This window comes from Ignavibacteriales bacterium (genome assembly GCA_026390815.1).
GTDB lineage: Bacteria > Bacteroidota > Ignavibacteria > Ignavibacteriales > SURF-24 > JAPLFH01.
Genome location: JAPLFH010000033.1, coordinates 100623 through 118656, shown reverse-complemented (window position 1 = coordinate 118656; position 18034 = coordinate 100623). Strand labels below are relative to the sequence as shown.

At 36.6% G+C, this 18034-nt stretch carries 9 protein-coding genes; all 9 read right to left on the bottom strand.

Features of this window, described 5'->3' with window-relative positions:
• Nucleotides 1-37 precede the first annotated feature (37 nt).
• Nucleotides 38-2800, bottom strand: a complete 2763-nt coding sequence (locus tag NTX22_10355) for a formylglycine-generating enzyme family protein (protein MCX6150916.1) — start codon at nucleotides 2798-2800, stop codon at nucleotides 38-40.
• 99 nt (nucleotides 2801-2899) lie between these two features.
• Nucleotides 2900-3916: a hypothetical protein gene (locus tag NTX22_10350; protein ID MCX6150915.1), complete on the bottom strand. Its 1017-nt coding sequence runs from the start codon at nucleotides 3914-3916 to the stop codon at nucleotides 2900-2902.
• Nucleotides 3917-3933: 17 nt separating this feature from the next.
• On the bottom strand, nucleotides 3934-5985 hold the full coding sequence (locus NTX22_10345) for a T9SS type A sorting domain-containing protein (protein MCX6150914.1): 2052 nt from the start codon (nucleotides 5983-5985) through the stop codon (nucleotides 3934-3936).
• Nucleotides 5986-6002: 17 nt separating this feature from the next.
• On the bottom strand, nucleotides 6003-7061 hold the full coding sequence (locus NTX22_10340; protein ID MCX6150913.1) for a UDP-glucose--hexose-1-phosphate uridylyltransferase: 1059 nt from the start codon (nucleotides 7059-7061) through the stop codon (nucleotides 6003-6005).
• Nucleotides 7058-10651 carry a CotH kinase family protein gene (locus tag NTX22_10335; GenBank protein MCX6150912.1) on the bottom strand — a complete coding sequence of 1198 codons (3594 nt, stop codon included), beginning with the start codon at nucleotides 10649-10651 and terminating at the stop codon, nucleotides 7058-7060. Before NTX22_10335 ends, NTX22_10340 begins: the two co-directional genes overlap by 4 nt.
• Entirely contained in the window at nucleotides 10651-12609 is a 1959-nt protein-coding gene (locus NTX22_10330) for a DUF2961 domain-containing protein (protein ID MCX6150911.1), read from the bottom strand. The genes NTX22_10335 and NTX22_10330 overlap by 1 nt, the downstream gene beginning before the upstream one ends.
• A gap of 56 nt (nucleotides 12610-12665) precedes the next feature.
• Nucleotides 12666-15077, bottom strand: coding sequence for a T9SS type A sorting domain-containing protein (locus NTX22_10325; protein ID MCX6150910.1), 2412 nt, complete (start codon nucleotides 15075-15077; stop codon nucleotides 12666-12668).
• A gap of 132 nt (nucleotides 15078-15209) precedes the next feature.
• Nucleotides 15210-16133, bottom strand: a complete 924-nt coding sequence (locus tag NTX22_10320; GenBank protein ID MCX6150909.1) for a PorV/PorQ family protein — start codon at nucleotides 16131-16133, stop codon at nucleotides 15210-15212.
• An 85-nt stretch (nucleotides 16134-16218) separates the two neighbouring features.
• A complete protein-coding gene (locus NTX22_10315; protein MCX6150908.1) occupies nucleotides 16219-18006 on the bottom strand; it encodes a hypothetical protein in 1788 nt (595 codons plus the stop codon).
• Between the last annotated feature and the right edge of the window lie 28 nt (nucleotides 18007-18034).

Genomic DNA, 18034 nt, shown 5'->3' with positions numbered 1-18034 from the left:
CTAGCAGTAAAATTTTCATTGCTAAAGTTCTAAATTCTTATTCAATATCTTTTACACACCGGAAACCAACAGTGGCATTGCGTTCAAAGCCATCAGAAACCATCAACAGCATCTGGCTATGATTAACTTGCTGAGGTCCGCCATTTACATACCACCAGCTTGATGTTGGTTTGTAATAACTTCCACCACGAATGATTGCAAAGTATTCTGAATCGTTATCATAAACATCATTTGTCAACTGCCATACATTACCCACCAAATCCATTACTCCAAACGGACTTTTTCCATTCGGGAATGAATCAACATTTGTAGGATTGCCCAATGCATTATTGCATTTAGTTGAATCAAAATCTTTCCCCCATGGCCATTTTCTTTCATCGCTTCCTTGTGCTGCATACTGCCATTCTATTTCTGTTGGTAATCTTTTTCCTGCCCACTTTGTGTATGCTTTAGCATCACTTAAGCTTATATTAACGACGGGATAATTTTCCTCTTCTTTCAAGTACAAACCATTTTTCCAGTGCTTTAAATAATTATTAGTATCTGCCGGTTTATATTTAGAATCGCTTACAAATTCATAAAACAATTTGTTGGTAACCGGATATTTATCCATAAAAAACTTTTTGATGAATACTTTTTCCGGCTTAGTAAAATCAGGATAAGGAACGAACGAATCATTCGCATCAACTTTAAAATTGAATTCCCCTGCCGATATTTCAATCATTCCGGAAGGAATTTTATTTGTGGGGATTGTCCGATCAACTTTACTAACCAATCTTGGTGTACCAGGAATAATTTCTACAACTCCTTCATCAAGAATTTCTTTTTCATCAAACAACTGAATAACAAACTTACCTTCATATCTTCCAAACAAATCTCTAAGCTTTAATTGATAAGAACCAATAGAAAATTCTTTCGGTGTGTTCTGATACGAAGGTATTCCAGCCCAAACCAATATTTTTTTACCAGTGTTCGCCCAGATGAAAAGTGAATCACGTTTTAATTTTACCTGAAGCAACTTTGGGAATTGAGCTATGCAATCAACATTGCCCTCCATTCGGGTTCCAAGTGCAGATTTATCGAATGCCTGCACATTAACCGGCAAATAATATTTTCCTTTGATCGTATCAATTTTTAATTCAACATGATGGTATAAATCAACAAAATGATTGTTAGAGGATAAACTCGTTTCGAACAGCGGTCCATCATACCCTTCCGGCTTCAGACTAAATATTGTGTAAATAGTTTTATTATCACTGGGCCAGCTGTTAACCCAAATACTATCTTTTAATGTTGTAATAAGCGGTAGCCAGTTTTTGCTGTTGAATGCAGAAGTGTTTTCTCGTAAAATTTTTGTTGTCCTTCCCAGGTACAAATATTCTTCTTCTTTCCAATCTGGTCTCCCCGGTCCAAATGTATTCATTTCTACACCATAACCGTTAAAGAACGAGATTGCAATTTCACGATGAATCCTTCCTTCTCTTAACTGGCAGACACGGAAGATTGCAAAATCCGGTTTAATGAATTTATTCATATTTACTGGCGGAGGTAAAAAGATAGCATCGTGCACACGACCAGCAACAATACCGGGCATGTCTTTAGGAACAGCCATTCCTTCGCTGTACATTATTACACCGGGTTTCACTCCATCTGCAGCCATCTGAAGAGTATCGCTTGAACTTCCGTATGTATCAAGTACAACTCCTTCCGCATCTGTTGCTCTTATCAGTCGCGCCATTCCGGTATAAAAATTTTCCTGGCGTGTTGATTTATCCCATGGGTTAAAAGAGATAAAAAACTTCGTCCCAATTTTCTTCGCTAAACCCGAAAGCTCTTTCATCTTGTTAAGTCCTCCGGGTAAATCAGCATAAAGATCCCATTGGTTGCGTTGATCGAGCCCTAAAGTTGGCCACGTAGGCCAGATTGCAAAAACATCCCAGCCACCAAATAATTTTTGCCCTTCGGCAAGGTAATCTTGAAATTTATATTTGCTATCATCTTTTTCATAATACTCGTGATCCCAACCTGCTTGAAGCGCAATAACGTACGAACTACGGATCCACTTCAAATCATCACGCTCAAAAAGTTTGTTGTCAAATTTTTCTAAATCGTAAAGATATCTTTCCTGGAACATCATCTTTAAACCATTATGCCAGTCGCCAAAATATTGATCTGCATAAATATCATACTCAACGATTCCACCATGATTTAGTTTTGTGGAATAACGCCTTACTTCAGCATCTTTACTGTTAGTTCTTCTGGCAATTGCGCAAATTGATTTTTGAGAATCTACTTCAGCGGCACAGAAACCAAGATGCCATGCATTATCCGGCAGAACAATTCCAACCGGACCTAAACCAGGACGAAAGAGTTTGCTGCTTGCTAAATTCCAAGGCTCTGAAGATGCGATATAAATTCTTTCCCGAGATTGACCAAGAGGAACGAGATTGGAGATTTTTACTATTTCTTTTCTACCATTAGTAAGAACAAGATGCGCTTTCCATCCAGGTGAAAATTTTTCTTCGGGAATCAAAATTCCTTTTACACCCTGTGGAAAAGTGAAATGAACTTCCTTTCCCACAATATTTACATTTGCAGAAGATGAATTTATAAGTGTGTCGTTTAGCTCGAATGAAAAAAGAGGAAGCGGCTGTTTAAGAGAAATTGTTTTTCCATCAATTAAATAAGAGGCAACCTCTAATCCGTTTCCTGTAGATAAATTTACTGTCTGGATTGATTGTGCAAAATTTATGTTTGATAAAACGATTAAAAGAAAAACTACAAAGTAAAATTTCTTCATTAAAACTTCTCCATTAGTTTTGGTTATCCAATTAATAATTTTCTACATTTATTCCATCATCCATCAAACCTCCCCCATCAACCATCTTCTGATGCTTAGTTACTTTATTAATTTTCCCGTTTCTGTATATGAATTAAAATTGAAAACATATTCCCACCAGTTATTCAACTTACCATCTTCGTTTAATCCTTCAGCTTTTGGTAAACGGGCAAACCACCATTTCATATAGTTACGGTGGTAATCTGGTCCTCTCCAGGTTTCGCAGGATACTTTCTTTTTTTCACCTGTCAACTTGGGAAAGTTCAACCAGTCATCAGCACTGCTTTCTACAATTCTCGGATTTTTATAATCGTAATCCTTTTCTCCATTTGGCGGATAGTGGCATGTTCCAACTGCTGCAACTCCATTTGACTGAAAAGCATTTGCGGCAAAGCGAGCCCAGGTTGTGGTAAGTTTGTCAATTTCCCATCCGCCGTAAATTCGCGTCATTGTTGATTCAGTCCGATGAGATAGATCGTGAAGCATTTCTGCTACTCCGCGTTCGTAATTAAATCCCATAATTACAAATGGCTTTTTAGATTTTACACTGTCGTACACTCCGCCGTTAATATAGAAAGCACCCGGACCAGCCATTGCAGATTCCCAGTAACCAAAGTAAGGAGCACCAAAAATCCACAACTCATCAATTTGATCACCATCTATTTTATCTACAACTCCGTAATCAACAACCAGTTTTTCATAATCAACTCCATCTGGATCATGCCATTTATCTTTTTTCTCGAAGCATGCCATATACATTTCCGGATTATATTTGAATCCATCCGCTTTAACTGGGAAAGCATCAACATCCTGCCACTCAACGATTTTATAATTGATGTAACCGCCGCTCGATTGCTTTACGTCTTCGATATAGCCATCTGAAAGTTTATGTGGATCATTCCACTTACAGATTAAGTGAAGCGGTTGATTTTCTTTTTGTGGAATCAACGGATCAAAATTCAGAACAAGAACTCTGATGGTTAATCCTTTTCCATTTTCTCCTGAAAGAATATCGTTACTTCCCCACAAGGATATAATTACTAAAACAATTGAAATGTTGATAAGATGTTTTATCATAAATATTTTCCGCCAGATTATTTCATCAATATTAATTTTTTGGTTTGGCTGAATGCACCAGCTTGCAGCTTATAGAAATAAACTCCACTTGCAAGTTTGGCAGCATTAAAATTTACTGAGTAAGATCCGGCGGACGCTTCCTTATTTAACAATGTCTTTACTTCTCTCCCAAGCGTGTCATAAATTTTAAGGTTGATAAATCCTGAAGTTGGAATTTGAAAATGTATTGTAGTATTGGGGTTAAAAGGATTTGGAAAATTCTGTTCTAATTTAAATCCTTGTGGTTGTCCTTTGAAATCATCCTCAACTTTTACAACCGGAGTTTCCTTTGCCAGATCAACTGCTCCTTCGTAGTCTGCCCAGTAAAGCCACCAGTTATTAAGGATTCCATCTGTTATTCCCTGGTATCTTGGAAGATGGTTATACCACCATTTCATATATCCAAGATGAGAGCATCCCCAATCGCTGCAATTAAAAGTCCGCTTCTCATCTAACAGCCAGGGAAATCTTTTCCAGTTGTCCGCATACGAAGCAGCCATTCTAGAGTTACTAAAATCGTAATCGCTCATTCCATTATGCGGAAAGTGAATGTTACCAACCTGAGCCATACCTGGTTTATTCTTATCAATTGTAGTAAAGATTTCCCAGTTGTTTGGATTAGGATTATTCCCATCCCATCTTCCGAAGGTATGCCACAAAGCGCTTTCCATTCTGTGTCCAAAGCTTTCCATCGCTTCTGCAACACCGCGTTCGTAATTTAATCCCATAACAGAAATTAATTTAGTAAACTCTGCAGGCACATCAGAAATTGGCGGCGAGTTCCACCAGAAAGCATTAACACCAACCAACTGCGATTCATACATTCCGCCAAAAGGCCAGGCATAAACCCAAACTTCATCAATAAGTCCCTGCTGGCGCTTATTGTAAAAATCGTAATACTTGAGCATACCTTTATAATCAAATTTTATTCTGTTTTCTTTTTCAGCCAGGTTACGGATCGTTGCCCAGCCTGGTTCATCAAGGTAAGTAACCACTTGCCCAACAGTCAAATAAGTTGTATCAAGTTTTGAAAATAGCACTTGGTCATCATGCACTTCGGTAAGTTCAAATTGAATCACACCATCGCTTGCAGTTTTAAAAGCTTTAACTAACTCCTGGACATAAAATTTGGGATCCTGCCATCCATAACGGTTATGGAATTTTTCACCAATTCCTACCATTGGATCCTGGTATACTACTGCTACTTTTACAATTCTGGTCGCAGCTTTTTCAGAAACAAAATCATTTTCCACTGTTGCAGTTGCTGTTCCTTTTAAAATACCAGACGCAGTTTGCGCAGTAATTGTAGTATTACCAAGCTGCTTGCCGGTTAGGATTGAATTATCATCATTAAATGATGCAATAGTTGGATTGGATGAAGTCCAGGAGATATTTTCATTTAGAGTGTACGGATAAGTTTTACCTTTTTCGTCCAGCATTTCAGCTTTTAATTTTATACTGGTATTTGGTAAAAGTCTTGGCGGATATGGAAGAATAATCAACGAAACAATTTTGTTGTTATAGTAGAGAGACCATTCGCCGATATAAGTTGTTTTTGTTTGAGGATTCTTTGCTGTCAAACGGAGAACTTTAACAATGTCCAGATTTATTTCAACAGAATCTAATTTACTTGCAACATAATTTTTATTATTAAGAATTTGCTGGTATGTTCCTGTCCTGCTGTTAAAATCATCATCGGTGGATGCCGCTTCGAGTGAATACTGACCGGCATACAGGACAAAAAATGTTTTGCACTCAGAAATTTTTATTGCTTCATCAAAGCTTACTGTTACTGTAATACTATCCACAGAGCCACCGACGAAAGAAAAATTTTGACCATCAAAAAGATTATTAACATTAGGAGCTAAAGTGGATGGCAATATTTCAACTTGAATCTTCTGTTCATTTATTCCAGATTGAAGATCAATCTTTTCAGAAACTAAAATCTGCGAATAAATTATTGAAGACAAGAAAATAAAGATCAGCACAATTTTATTTGTCAGGTTCGGAATTAAATTTACTTTATTCATTTTTCTACTCCTTAATTTCAACGTATTTTATAATTAACAACCGAAAGTTCTCTTAGCTTTGTTGCACTTAACTCAGCAGTAATATCTCTCTGCGGATTTGCCATCATCTCATATCCAACCATAAATTTTTTTATTGCAGCCGATCGTAATAATGGCGGATAGAAGTGCATATGAAAATGAAGTTCCTCATATCTCTTTCCATCTGTTGGCTTTTGATGAATACCAGAGGAATAAGGAAATGAAACATTAAAAAGGTTATCATACTTAATTGTTATTTTGGAAATTGCATCAGCAAACGAATTCTTTTCCTGCGGATTCATATCTCTTAAACTGCCGAGATGCCGTTTGGAAAGAATCATTGTTTCAAAAGGCCAAACTGCCCAGAACGGAACAAGGACAATAAAATCATCATTCCCATAAACAATTCTTTCTTTTTCTTCAATTTCAATTTTCAAATAATCGCACAATAGGCACGTTTTCTTTTCATTAAAATATTTTTTCATTTGAATAATTTCTTTAGCTGGCTCTACCGGTATTGTTTGCTGCGCCCATATTTGTCCGTGTGGATGCGGGTTACTGCATCCCATAATCTCGCCTTTGTTTTCAAATACCTGTACGTAATTAATGAATTCTTCGGAACCAAGAATCTCATATTCACTTGTCCATACTTCAATAACATTTACAATTTCTTTTACATCCATTTCGGCAAGAGTTAAATCATGGCGGGGGGAAAAGCAGATCACCTTGCACATTCCTTTTTCACTTTCGGCTAATAGCAAATTGTTTTGATTTAATTTAAACTCCGGCTGTTCCGGCAGAAGTGCACTGAAATCATTATCAAATACAAATGTATTGTCATAAACAGGATTTCTTTTTCCTCCAGCTCTTTCATTCCCCGGACATAAATAGCAGTCTGGATTATACTTCGGTTTATCTTCAATGGCAGCCGTTTCAACTTTTCCCTGCCATGGGCGTTTTACACGATGCGGGGAAACAAGAGTCCACTCACCCGTCAATATATTCAACCTTCTATGCGGAAAGTTAGCCAGGTTATTCTTTAGATCGGTCATAATCATTTTAAAACCACCATCTTTTTTACACTTCTGAAAGTGCTGCCGTTTGTTTGTCTTGCTTCTAGTAAATAGAAATATACACCGCTTGATAATTGATTCTGCTTACCAGAATTTGAGATTAGAAATTGATAAGTGTAAACACCGACAGGTTTATCCTCATCAACCAAAGTTGTCACTTCATTCCCCAGCACATCAAATATTTTTAGTTTTACCCAACTGCTAAAAGGTAATTGATAATTGATAATAGTTTCCGGATTAAAAGGATTGGGATAATTTTGAAATAACGCAAACTCCAATGGTAGATTACCTCTCACATCACTTTCTTTAGTCGACGCGTATACATCATTAATTTTTCCAGGCGTCCCAGTCCCAATTGAAACTGCCCAGTTTTGTAGATCAGAATTTTGTAGGTTCGGATTTTTTAATGAAATAGTTTTCCCACTTCCATCAGCTTCAGTAAGCCAGCTTAATTTGGGATTATACGTTAGTGAATCAATTAAAACATCATTACAATTAAGCACACGGAGAAGTTCGCCCTGACTGCTCAGACCAAAATTAAAATTACCGCAGCTGTTTCGGACTCCGGGAAAATAATTTTTAAATGCTGTTGTATCCTCACACATAACTAAAAAGTTTTTACTTTGCAACAATGAGTTTGAAGGTAATTCAAAAACGTGCTCATCATTTGAGTCTTTAAATTTCCAGCCGTTTAAAACGATTGTCGAATCTGTGTTATTATAAATCTCGACCCAATCTTTAGTATCAAAATTGGCGGCGGAGTTGTAATTGATTTCATTTATTACAACTGAGCTTGAGAAATTTATGTTCATTTCAAAAATTGCTTTAATCTTCTGATCATGAGTAAAATGAATTGAAACTGATTCGCCATTGTTTCCATCCAATCCTTCCCATTTAACAAATCGGTAGCCAGTATTTGGAATAGCAGTTAAAGTAATTGGATTGTCAATAAAATATTTCCCACTCCAGGGGAATTCCGATATTTCCAAACTGTTAATCTTGATTCTTCCTTCAGTTGAATTATTAATCTCTAAATTAATTATCCCAACTCCACTTTTTAAGATAAACTCATTTACATATTGCTGGCGCAAAAAATCCTGCCGGTTATTTGCAAAATTATTTGCAACCTGAATATTATCATACCATTCCTGCATCGTGTCAATCGACTTACCGAGCCACCATACTTCATTAAAAGTATTTTTCCAGCGCTCAATATGTTTCGGCATCGCAGGTTCTATCTTCAACTTGAATTCATTAATCCGTTGTTTAGTATAATCTGTTGAAAGAATAGTATTGAGCAAATCTGCGGTTCGGTTTATAAATTCTTTTTTATATTCCGGATTTTCCAGCAGCTTGAAGAATAAAAATGTTGTATGATTTTGTTGAGCGCGGGGTTCTGCAAACATATCAGCATCGGGACCAAGATGCCCGCCATTAAATCCATAGTCCGTATCAAATAAAATCCATTTCCATTTTGTGTGCGGATTCTTTTGCCTCCAGATTTTTACATTGTTCCATGGCCAATCAGAATTTGCAATGAAACATTCAAGAATCATATAATCCATATAATTCCGAACATCCATTTGAGTTTTCAGAATCTCATAATTTGTTGGAATTGAAATATCATTTGTAAAGAGGAAATTTATCATTGAATTATAGTCAACCGCATCACCGGACAAAATTGTTGTATCGCGTTCAATCATATCCATATTATTCTGATCGATGTTGTGATTGGAGGCGATATACCATTCATTAATTTTTTCCCGGATGTTATAGATTCCCCAAAACTTTCCATTAATAAATGTATAAGCCGGTTGATATGCCATCATATCAAGTCCAATATCTTTTGCAAGTGAATGAATCATTGCATCGCGGTAAAACATTCTTCCCCAATCCTGCCCGGCATTTCTTAAAACAATATTATGGAAATCAGTAATTTTTTTATCCGGAAAGATCTGATAATTGATTGTTTCTTTACCCGTATAAATGGCAAATGATTTTTCCGGATAAAGCCGGCTCCACGATCCATAAATTTTTGTAGTACCATCAAAATGAAATTTTGAAATACCGCTTTTATCAAAGTATTCAATGTTAACCGGTCTCTCCCAATCCTGCCAGAAGTTTGCTCCCCAATAAGGATAATCGCTCATATCTGCATTCGGACCAAGAATATAAATTCCCTTCTGCTCACTCCATAAATTTTCAGGATCAGTTACAAACGAGATAACAGGTAATTCAAAATTCTTATTCACGAAATATGTTTGCGTGGAAATTTTCCCCGGCAGCAATCCATCATCAATTGTACTTGCTCTCACAATGGTTACACTATCAACTGTAATTGGATTCTGATAAAGATTGGATTTATCATTCGGTTCACTACCATCCAGTGTGTAATAAATTTTTTGCCCAGGATTTGTTGATGTAAGAACAAGATTAAAACTGCTTAAATAGCTTCCGCTCATCATCGAATAATTAACTTCGCCATTGTTTAATTCTAAACCAGGTGTACTGTTTTCGGAGCCGGGAGTAGGTTCATTAAAAAACAACCAGCCTTCACCACCATACGGTTTTCTACCGAGGGAAACATTATCGGGTACATTTGAAAATTGAACCGAATCAATTATCTCTCCAATCGAATTTGAAAGATAAAGTGATTCTCCACCGGATTTCAGTTTAAAGTTTGTATGAAATGTATAATCCGGAAATGTTAAAAATCCTGATTGCCCCAACGATGCAAGCGGAGATTCTGTCATCTCTAAAGTAAAAAAAGGAATCAGACTTAAGTTAGTAGAATACAACGACTCATTGTGCACTTCAATCGCAATGACATTTTTTCCATCGTGAAGATATGGCTGAATTTGATTAATAATAAATTCTTCCGGCTGCAATCCTCTGAACATCAGAGCATCGTGCTGCTGCTCAGCAAATTCATTATACGAAGGGTGGATTCCAGTCACTCCCAAATTGCTTCGTGCAATTTCTTTATCATTTAGGTACGCCACAAAGCCATCATTATAATCAATGTGTAAAAATGCTTTTGTTATTTTGGTAACATCTTCAACATTAAATTCTTTCCGAATGAAACATGATACTGGTGATGGTTGAAAAATATTTGTACTCCCAATGTTTGTTGAATCATCACCATCGCCATAACCAAATCCACTTGAACCTGATAACCAATCCGAATCACTGAAATCGAATGACGCCCAATTAGTTGGTGGATTGGTTTTACCAACGAAGTATTTCCATTCATCTCCCCAATCAGCAACAGTTTCATAATGGAAGAATGTTCGTTTATCTTTTCCTGAGGCATAAATAACTTTAAATTGCTTTGGGAATAATGAAATCGCAGGCAGGCTCCATTTTTTCAGGTTAGAAAAATCATCGCTTAAAAAACAACCCGCTAAACTTTTTGATTCGCCGCTTGCATTGTATAACTCAATCCAGTCACAAAAATCTCCATCTTCATCCTTCATATAAGAAATGTTTGATGGCATCAGTTCGTTTATAACTATGCCCTGCGGAAACCCGTTGGAACAAAAGTAAATCAAAAATATTATTAATTTTTGCAACATTAATTTTCTTGTTTCGGGCTGATGATTAAAGATTTATCCAAATCCAATATCCGTGCATAAAAAGAATATCCGCCTAAGTTGTTCTCAATCTTAAGCAAAAGTTTATTCCAGCCTTTTTTAAGATTGAGTTGCACTTTATCTTTATCAGGTTCGGACAAACGAATTGCCAGCACGCGATAAAGTTCTTTATCGTTGAGTAGTACCTTTATGCCGTCATCTGAACCAAGAAGAAGAGGAACTGTTTTTTCAACATCCGAGTAAATGTAAGTTAAGGCATAAACAACAACGTGTTCATAAGGATCATATTTATAAAGATCCATTCTTCCTTCTTTTGGAGTTTCACCTAAAGTCCAGCCAACTTCTTTGTCGTTTACTCCTTTATAACTTTTTTCCAGTTCGATTTCTTTTTCCGGAGGATACTGATTGTCAAGCCCAAGCCGGTTGTTCTTCTCATCATTTGGATTTGGAAAAGGACCGATCATATACCACTCAGGAATAAATTTACGGTTTGGTTCTGTTACGTAGGCATCAAGTCCAACTGCGTAGCCGATAGATTTATCATCTTTTCCCGCGATTACAAATTTCAAAGGAATTTTTCCATTAACAGATTTCAATTCTTTAAGTGAAATTTTTCCACCGGGAAATACTTCTTTATTGAATCCATTTATTTCAGCCAGCTTTTCATCATCATAAAAAATTTCAGCATTTCCATAATCTGGTCCCTTGGTAAAATAAATATCAATGTTGTACTTGTCTTCCAAGACTGATGGAATATCGAGAGCAAAATCATCTCCGGGATTTTTTCCTTCAACTTTTAACTGATGATTTCCTTTCCAGTCAGCACCATAGATTGACATATCTTCAATCTTACTTTTTAATTGCGTTCCGGATATTTGAAGAGAATCCATTTCCAGCGCTTTGTTTGGAATTATCATTCTTAACGGAATTCTTAAATTAGCAGCAAGCATTGCAGGAAATTGTTTATGCGGTTCCTTTTGATACCAATATGCCGTACTGCTGTAATCAACGGTTTCCTCATTTGCGTGTCCATGTTCAATTGTAAAGCGAAGCGATTTTTTAAACGGAATTACATCACCTAAATGAAAGCGGTAAACAGCAATGCGGGAAAGTGAATCATCTTTTACTATCACTCCGTGGTAAGGTGCTGAAAATTCTCCTTTGTTAAAATACCAACCGCCGTTAAAATAATCTTCTGTTCCAGTTCCGTAAATAGATGGAAATTTTTCGCCATCTACATAAACCATTTCATCACCTTCAAGAAACCATAGATTTCCATCATACCCTTGCATGCTCATATTTACTCCAACAAAATGCCCATTCCCTTCAGCATCGAGTATTAAATAATTTTCTTTTGGATTTGTTTTTGCATCGCGGTGCCACCAGGAATGAAAGTAAGCAACATCTTTCTCCAAGCTTTTTTCAAGTTTCTGATAATCAATATGATAATAAAATGAAATGATGTCTTGCCCGGTTTCATTCACAATTTCTATCCGCGCCGATTTATTGAACGGCATTGGGAAGTAACAATAATATCCACCGCTTGTCATTCCAACAAACTGAGAAATATATTGTTTGTATTGAAAACCTGTTCCAAAAAAATCGCCGATTGGTGCTTCCACGGAAGGATTATTTTCGCCATCCCAATACATCCGAAGCAATATCCTTCGCAGAAAATAAGGATCACGTGAAGAAATTGTAACCCACATTTGAGCAATTACTCCGGGTCCTTTTATATTTGCAAGTGTTGCCGATTTTCCTTTTTTGATAGGAAGGAAATCGTTGTTACCACCTGATGTATCATAGCTGGATATTTGAATCATCCTGCTGTTCTTCAAATACGAAAGACGCGAGATTGAAAATAAATTATCAAGCTGGGTTTGAGCAGCCGTTTGTACAACAAATAAAACGATAAAGCAAAACATTATTTTCAATTTCATCTAAACCTCAAAATATTTAATTATGGAAGCGATCCATTTATAATCCAGATTAAAATTTATTTTAGAATGATCATTTTTTTCGATTCAGAAAAACTTCCTGCGGTTAATGTGTATAAATATATTCCGCTCGGTAGCGCAGAAGCATCAAATTCAATTTGATATTTTCCTGCTGGTTTAAAATCATTTACTAATTCGGCTACTTCTCTTCCAAGAAGATCATAAACTTTAAGTGTTGTATAACTTCCAACCGGCAATTGCCATTTAATAACTGTCTGTGGATTGAACGGATTTGGATAATTCTGTTCAAGATCGAAAATAAAATTTTCAATTATCTGATTTTCTTCAACACCTGTCGCTGTTACCAGATTAACTTTGACATCATAGTTTGCTGTTTCAGTATTTCCTTTCCAATATTCAAGATTGAAGTAAGTCGATTCTAAAAACGTATAACCAATCTTTCCTTCATATTCAACACGCAAAATTAAAACGCAATTTGAAATTCCATAATCGTGTGTAATGTTACCGTTTTTAGAAAACGGACATCTGCCGACATCTACTCTTCCAAGTGAATCAGTTATAAAACTCAAATCGGGAAGGTTATCAAAATATTTTCCGTACCACACTCCGGTTTGTCCAGTTGCCTGGTAAATTTTTAAGTTAGCATTCCGGAGTAAATTTCCGCTGTCATCTTTAAGTGTTAAAATATTTTCTGATGGAAGGTCATTCATAAAAATTCCAATATTGCCCGGCGAGTTACAGTTACCCTGAACAGCACGATGCCCGGCAATTAAGTTTAGCGCCGGAGCGCTATATCGATCTATGTAGGTATATTGTCCATTCATCAATCCTAAAAATTGTGTGTAATGAACAGCATCCCCGCTTAAGGGCATATAGGGAGTACCAACAATTAATTTTCCTTTCTCTTTGATTGCAACAGTGTTTCCGCTGCCATTATCGTGAACATTAAATCCATAGAGATCAATTAAATATCGTGCGTGTCCAAGTTCATGAAAAAGAGAACCTTCAAAATAAAATGGATTATTATCGCCTGCGTTAGTATGATTAGAATAAAAATTACTTTGCGGAGGAATACCTGTTGCTGGAAATCCCCATTGCAAATCCACTGTGCGGTCATTTAAATTTGGATTGTTTGTTGGTAATCCTCCGGCTAAAGGTAAAGCACCATCCGGAACAACAGTAATTTTATCCAAACGGATTCTATCTAATACTCCGTCCGGACTTTCCGGATATTTAGCATTTGCCAGCATTTGATTCCAGCGTTTAATATGCCGCTGTGCCCAATCCTCCCAACTGTTTGAATGAACACCTAATTCTTTTTGGTACTGTTTGAAGTAATTATAAACGCCTTGTTCGACATATAAACCAACAGTAATTGCGTCTGTGTAAACTGTTAAATCATTATTCTGTTCTTCCTCTTCAAAAAATTTATTGTCTGTATCAATAACAAACTTTAATTCATGCCGTTCAAAAGTCCAATTCCAGGGAAGACTAACATTCGCAGTATCGCCGGCATTTATACTTACAGTTCCACTGTCAGCCACAATGTCATCTAAAAACCATTTATAATTTATATTAGTTAGCGATTTGTTAAACCAATTTTTTACATTTGCCTGCCAGAAAATTTTTTGTCCGGCGGAGGGCCAACCCTGCCGTTTTGGATCTTCGGCATTCCATATCCAACTGATTACAGATTGGCGCTGAATGTACCGTATTGTCAGATCATCACCCAAACCTATAACAGGTTCTTCATTTACTTCATCGGAATGCATTCCAACAATGCCCAGTTCAGAAACAGGAAATAGAATATATCCATAACGTTTATTCAATCCCGAAGTTGAATCCACGAAGTAGCCGGCTGCTGTATTGGAAAGTAAGAAATACATTTTACGCTGTTGTCCAAAGGGCGAAAGATCATCAAGATCTCTTCTGTAAATTTTATAGTTTGATTGCTGAATGACACTCCAGGTGATTGTTCTGAATCCAGAAATAGAATCTTTAGTCAAAATTATATTTTGTGGTTTTGGAGGAAGAGTAACTTTATTCATTGTAATTGATTGAGAGAATACCCAGGGAATTGATGGCAGCTTAGTTGCGAGAAAACCTTGTTCTTTTTTAGAAGCACAATTGAACCGGAAAAACACACTATCACCAACATAAATATTCGGGTTACGAAAATTCGCTAATTCAATCCCGAATGAACCTGACTGAATATTCGAACTTCCATTCGGGTCCCACCTTGGAGAGCTTTCTATAAGAATGTTTTTTTCTGTACGATCTAAAAATAAAGTAAAAGAAACATCCGGCAGTTTATGATCGCAAATTGATTTATCCGAATGATAAATAAAAGTTCGATGATATATCGAGTCCCTTCCCTGAGCAGAAAGCGTGACTGTAAAAAGAATCATGAAGAATGCAATAATAAAAAATGATTTGTATTTGCCGCACATTTTAAACCTTTATTATTCACACTAAAAATCTTTAGAGTGTTTGAAAAATATTTCCCTTCTTAAAGCAAGCCCCACTTTTACGAGTGGGGCAAGATAAATTTTTTATTGAATCTGAAAAAGAAAACAGATTGACTATTTAATTGAAAATCCAATTCCGAATCTATGCGCCACTCCTAAAAGACTAAAATCGCTGTATGAATAATCTGCTTTTACATCAATATCACTAATGTTAATTTTAAAACCAGCACCAAAGGAATACTTTGCAATCTCATGATTCAAATGCAAACCGCCGCGTGCAAAAAAAGTATTGAAAAAATTCCACTCACCACCTAACTGAGCCTGAGGTGAACCATCATTTGGTTTTGTGGCGGCAAAGCTAACCAAAAAAGTTTGCTGATCTAATTCTATTGCATTTATTGCAGCTCCAAATGTAAAATTGGTTGGAAGCGGATAAGATTCATTCACAAATTTTACATTCGAACCAAAATTAGAAATCTGCATCGCAAATTTAAATCCGCGCCACTCAGATACATACATCGTTGCAATATCAATAGCGATGGCGCTTGCTGAAAATCCTTTGTACAAAGAAAGATTGACATAATTAAAAGTTGCACCAACAGTTACTCTATCAGTAAAATAACGCGAATATGTTAATCCAAGCTTATAATTACCGGCATAAAAAGTTTCTCCGGTTCCATTGGGTTGAAGTGGGGTTCGAACAAGCATTTCATCTGTGTATAAACCAATTACAGAAAGTCCGAAAGTACCGTAATCTCCAAAGTTATGCGCAATAGCGGCAAAGTCGTGGTTGATTCCTGCAAACCAGACATTATGATTAAAAACGATGTCTGTTCCTTGCAGCCATGCTAAAGAAGCGGAATTATAATGCGTACCTTCGGCGCCATCAACAACAGCAATGTAAGCATCGCCCAGAGCGGTACCACGGGGACTAACTCCAATCTTCAGGAACTGTCCATCCGTGCTACCGGGCCTTTCATACTGTGCAAAAACCACTGCTGTTAAAAGAATAAATACTGTAAGAAATTTTTTAAACATAAATTCAATCCTGGTTTTCTTGGATTAAATCCAATCTCCATCTTGAAATATTTATCACAAGATTGGAGATTTTCAATAAAATTTTTTATTTAAGAATTACAAATTTATCTACCTGAACTTTTCCGTTATTTAAATCTTGAACTGTGTACAAATAAATTCCACTTGAAATTGCCTGACCAACAGATGAAGTTATATTCCAATCTTCATAACCTCTTGTTATGCTTTCATGCCGAATGGTTGTAACAAGATCGCCGGCGATTGTATAAACTTTTATCTCGCATCTGTCCGGGAGATTAATAAATTGAATTCTTCTATCCTGCTCCATCCATTCTTTTCTTGAACCGCCTGGCTTTTCCCACGGAGGACTGTAAGTATTATATGCAACATCACCTCGATAAGGATTAGGAACAACTGCAACTTTTCCAACTGTAGGTGGCGGCGGTGTTCCGGGAACAACTGTTAAACTGCTTACTGTTTTGCCAGATTCAAGTTCAGGAAAACCACTTTTAGTATCAGGAATTGTATATGCAGTAACAGCATAGTAATATTCAATATTATTTAATAATCCTTCGTCAGTAAATTCTCTAACCAAACCAGTATTCTGTCCATAATTGTTTGTGAGATCGTACTGACCAAGCAAAGTCCAGGGACCATTTTTACTCTCAGTACTTTTGTAAACCTTATACCCTTCAAAAGATTTCTTAATTCCGTCAGATCTATCGGGATCAAGAAACTCTTCAGGATTAACATCCCCGGGTTGCGCTTCCCAATTCAAAGTTATTTTTTGATCGCTTGCCACTACTCTTACTTTTGGACTTGGTGGTGGCGAAGGAACTCTGTACCGTGGTCTTATCTTTTCCAGGAATTGTGCTTTACCGCTAATCTCATTTTCTGTCCAACCTAAAATTATTGCCATAGTTACATGAAGTGTATCGCCAACTTTTACACTTTCATATGGTCCAAATGAAAGCTGGGATTTAGTACCATCTCCGGTGCTTGCCTGGTCTTCCATCTGTTCGCCGGAACCCATTTGAATATATTTATCATTATCCAACGCAGGCGGGGAAGCTTTACCTCCATTCCACCAGATATAAGTAAGCGTTAAACTATTACTTTTATTCCGCGGACAGAAAAATTTTTCTCCCAGCATGCTATTATTTCCATCAACACCTCCAGGTACATCTTCTGCAAATTGTATTGTGTCTTTGGAACTCCAGAATGATTGGTCATCCAGGGCATAGTCTGTACCATTAAAAACGTAACCAACATTACCATTTAAATAGACTCCGACATAAACATCTTCCAAATTGTACTGGGTTGGTATAATATACCAATCAACTACTATCGATTCATCGAGTGGTTTAGTTGCCCAAGCATGGGAAGTTTGAATTACATCTATATACAATGGTCTATGATCTGTAATTTTCTGACTGATAGGTCCATAATCGTTATACCGGCAAACAAAATCCTGATCTGAAATGCCGACATATTTTTTCCAATAAGGAATATCAACAGTATCTCTTCTGCCAACAACCCAAACAGTATCCCAGGGTTCATCGGTAGGATAAAATTCGTGTGTGTTTCCGGATTCCCCATCGGAAACAGAAACTGATCTAACACCGCCATATATTCCACCTATTGTAATACCGGAGTTAGTCATATGCTCAACACCACTGTTGGGTGGATGCTCGCAATTTATTAAACCCCTGAAGCTAAATGTATTGTCACCTTTAGCATTGAATCCACCGCGGTTTGTAACAACTTGTCTTACGTTACCAACATCGTGCAGTTTCCAATCGAAACTTGCGGTTTGAGCAAATAAATTTCCGGCGACTGTTAACAGAAAAATTATCAGAATTTTATTTTTGATCATTGAACCTTCCAGAAAATTCTATCCTTCT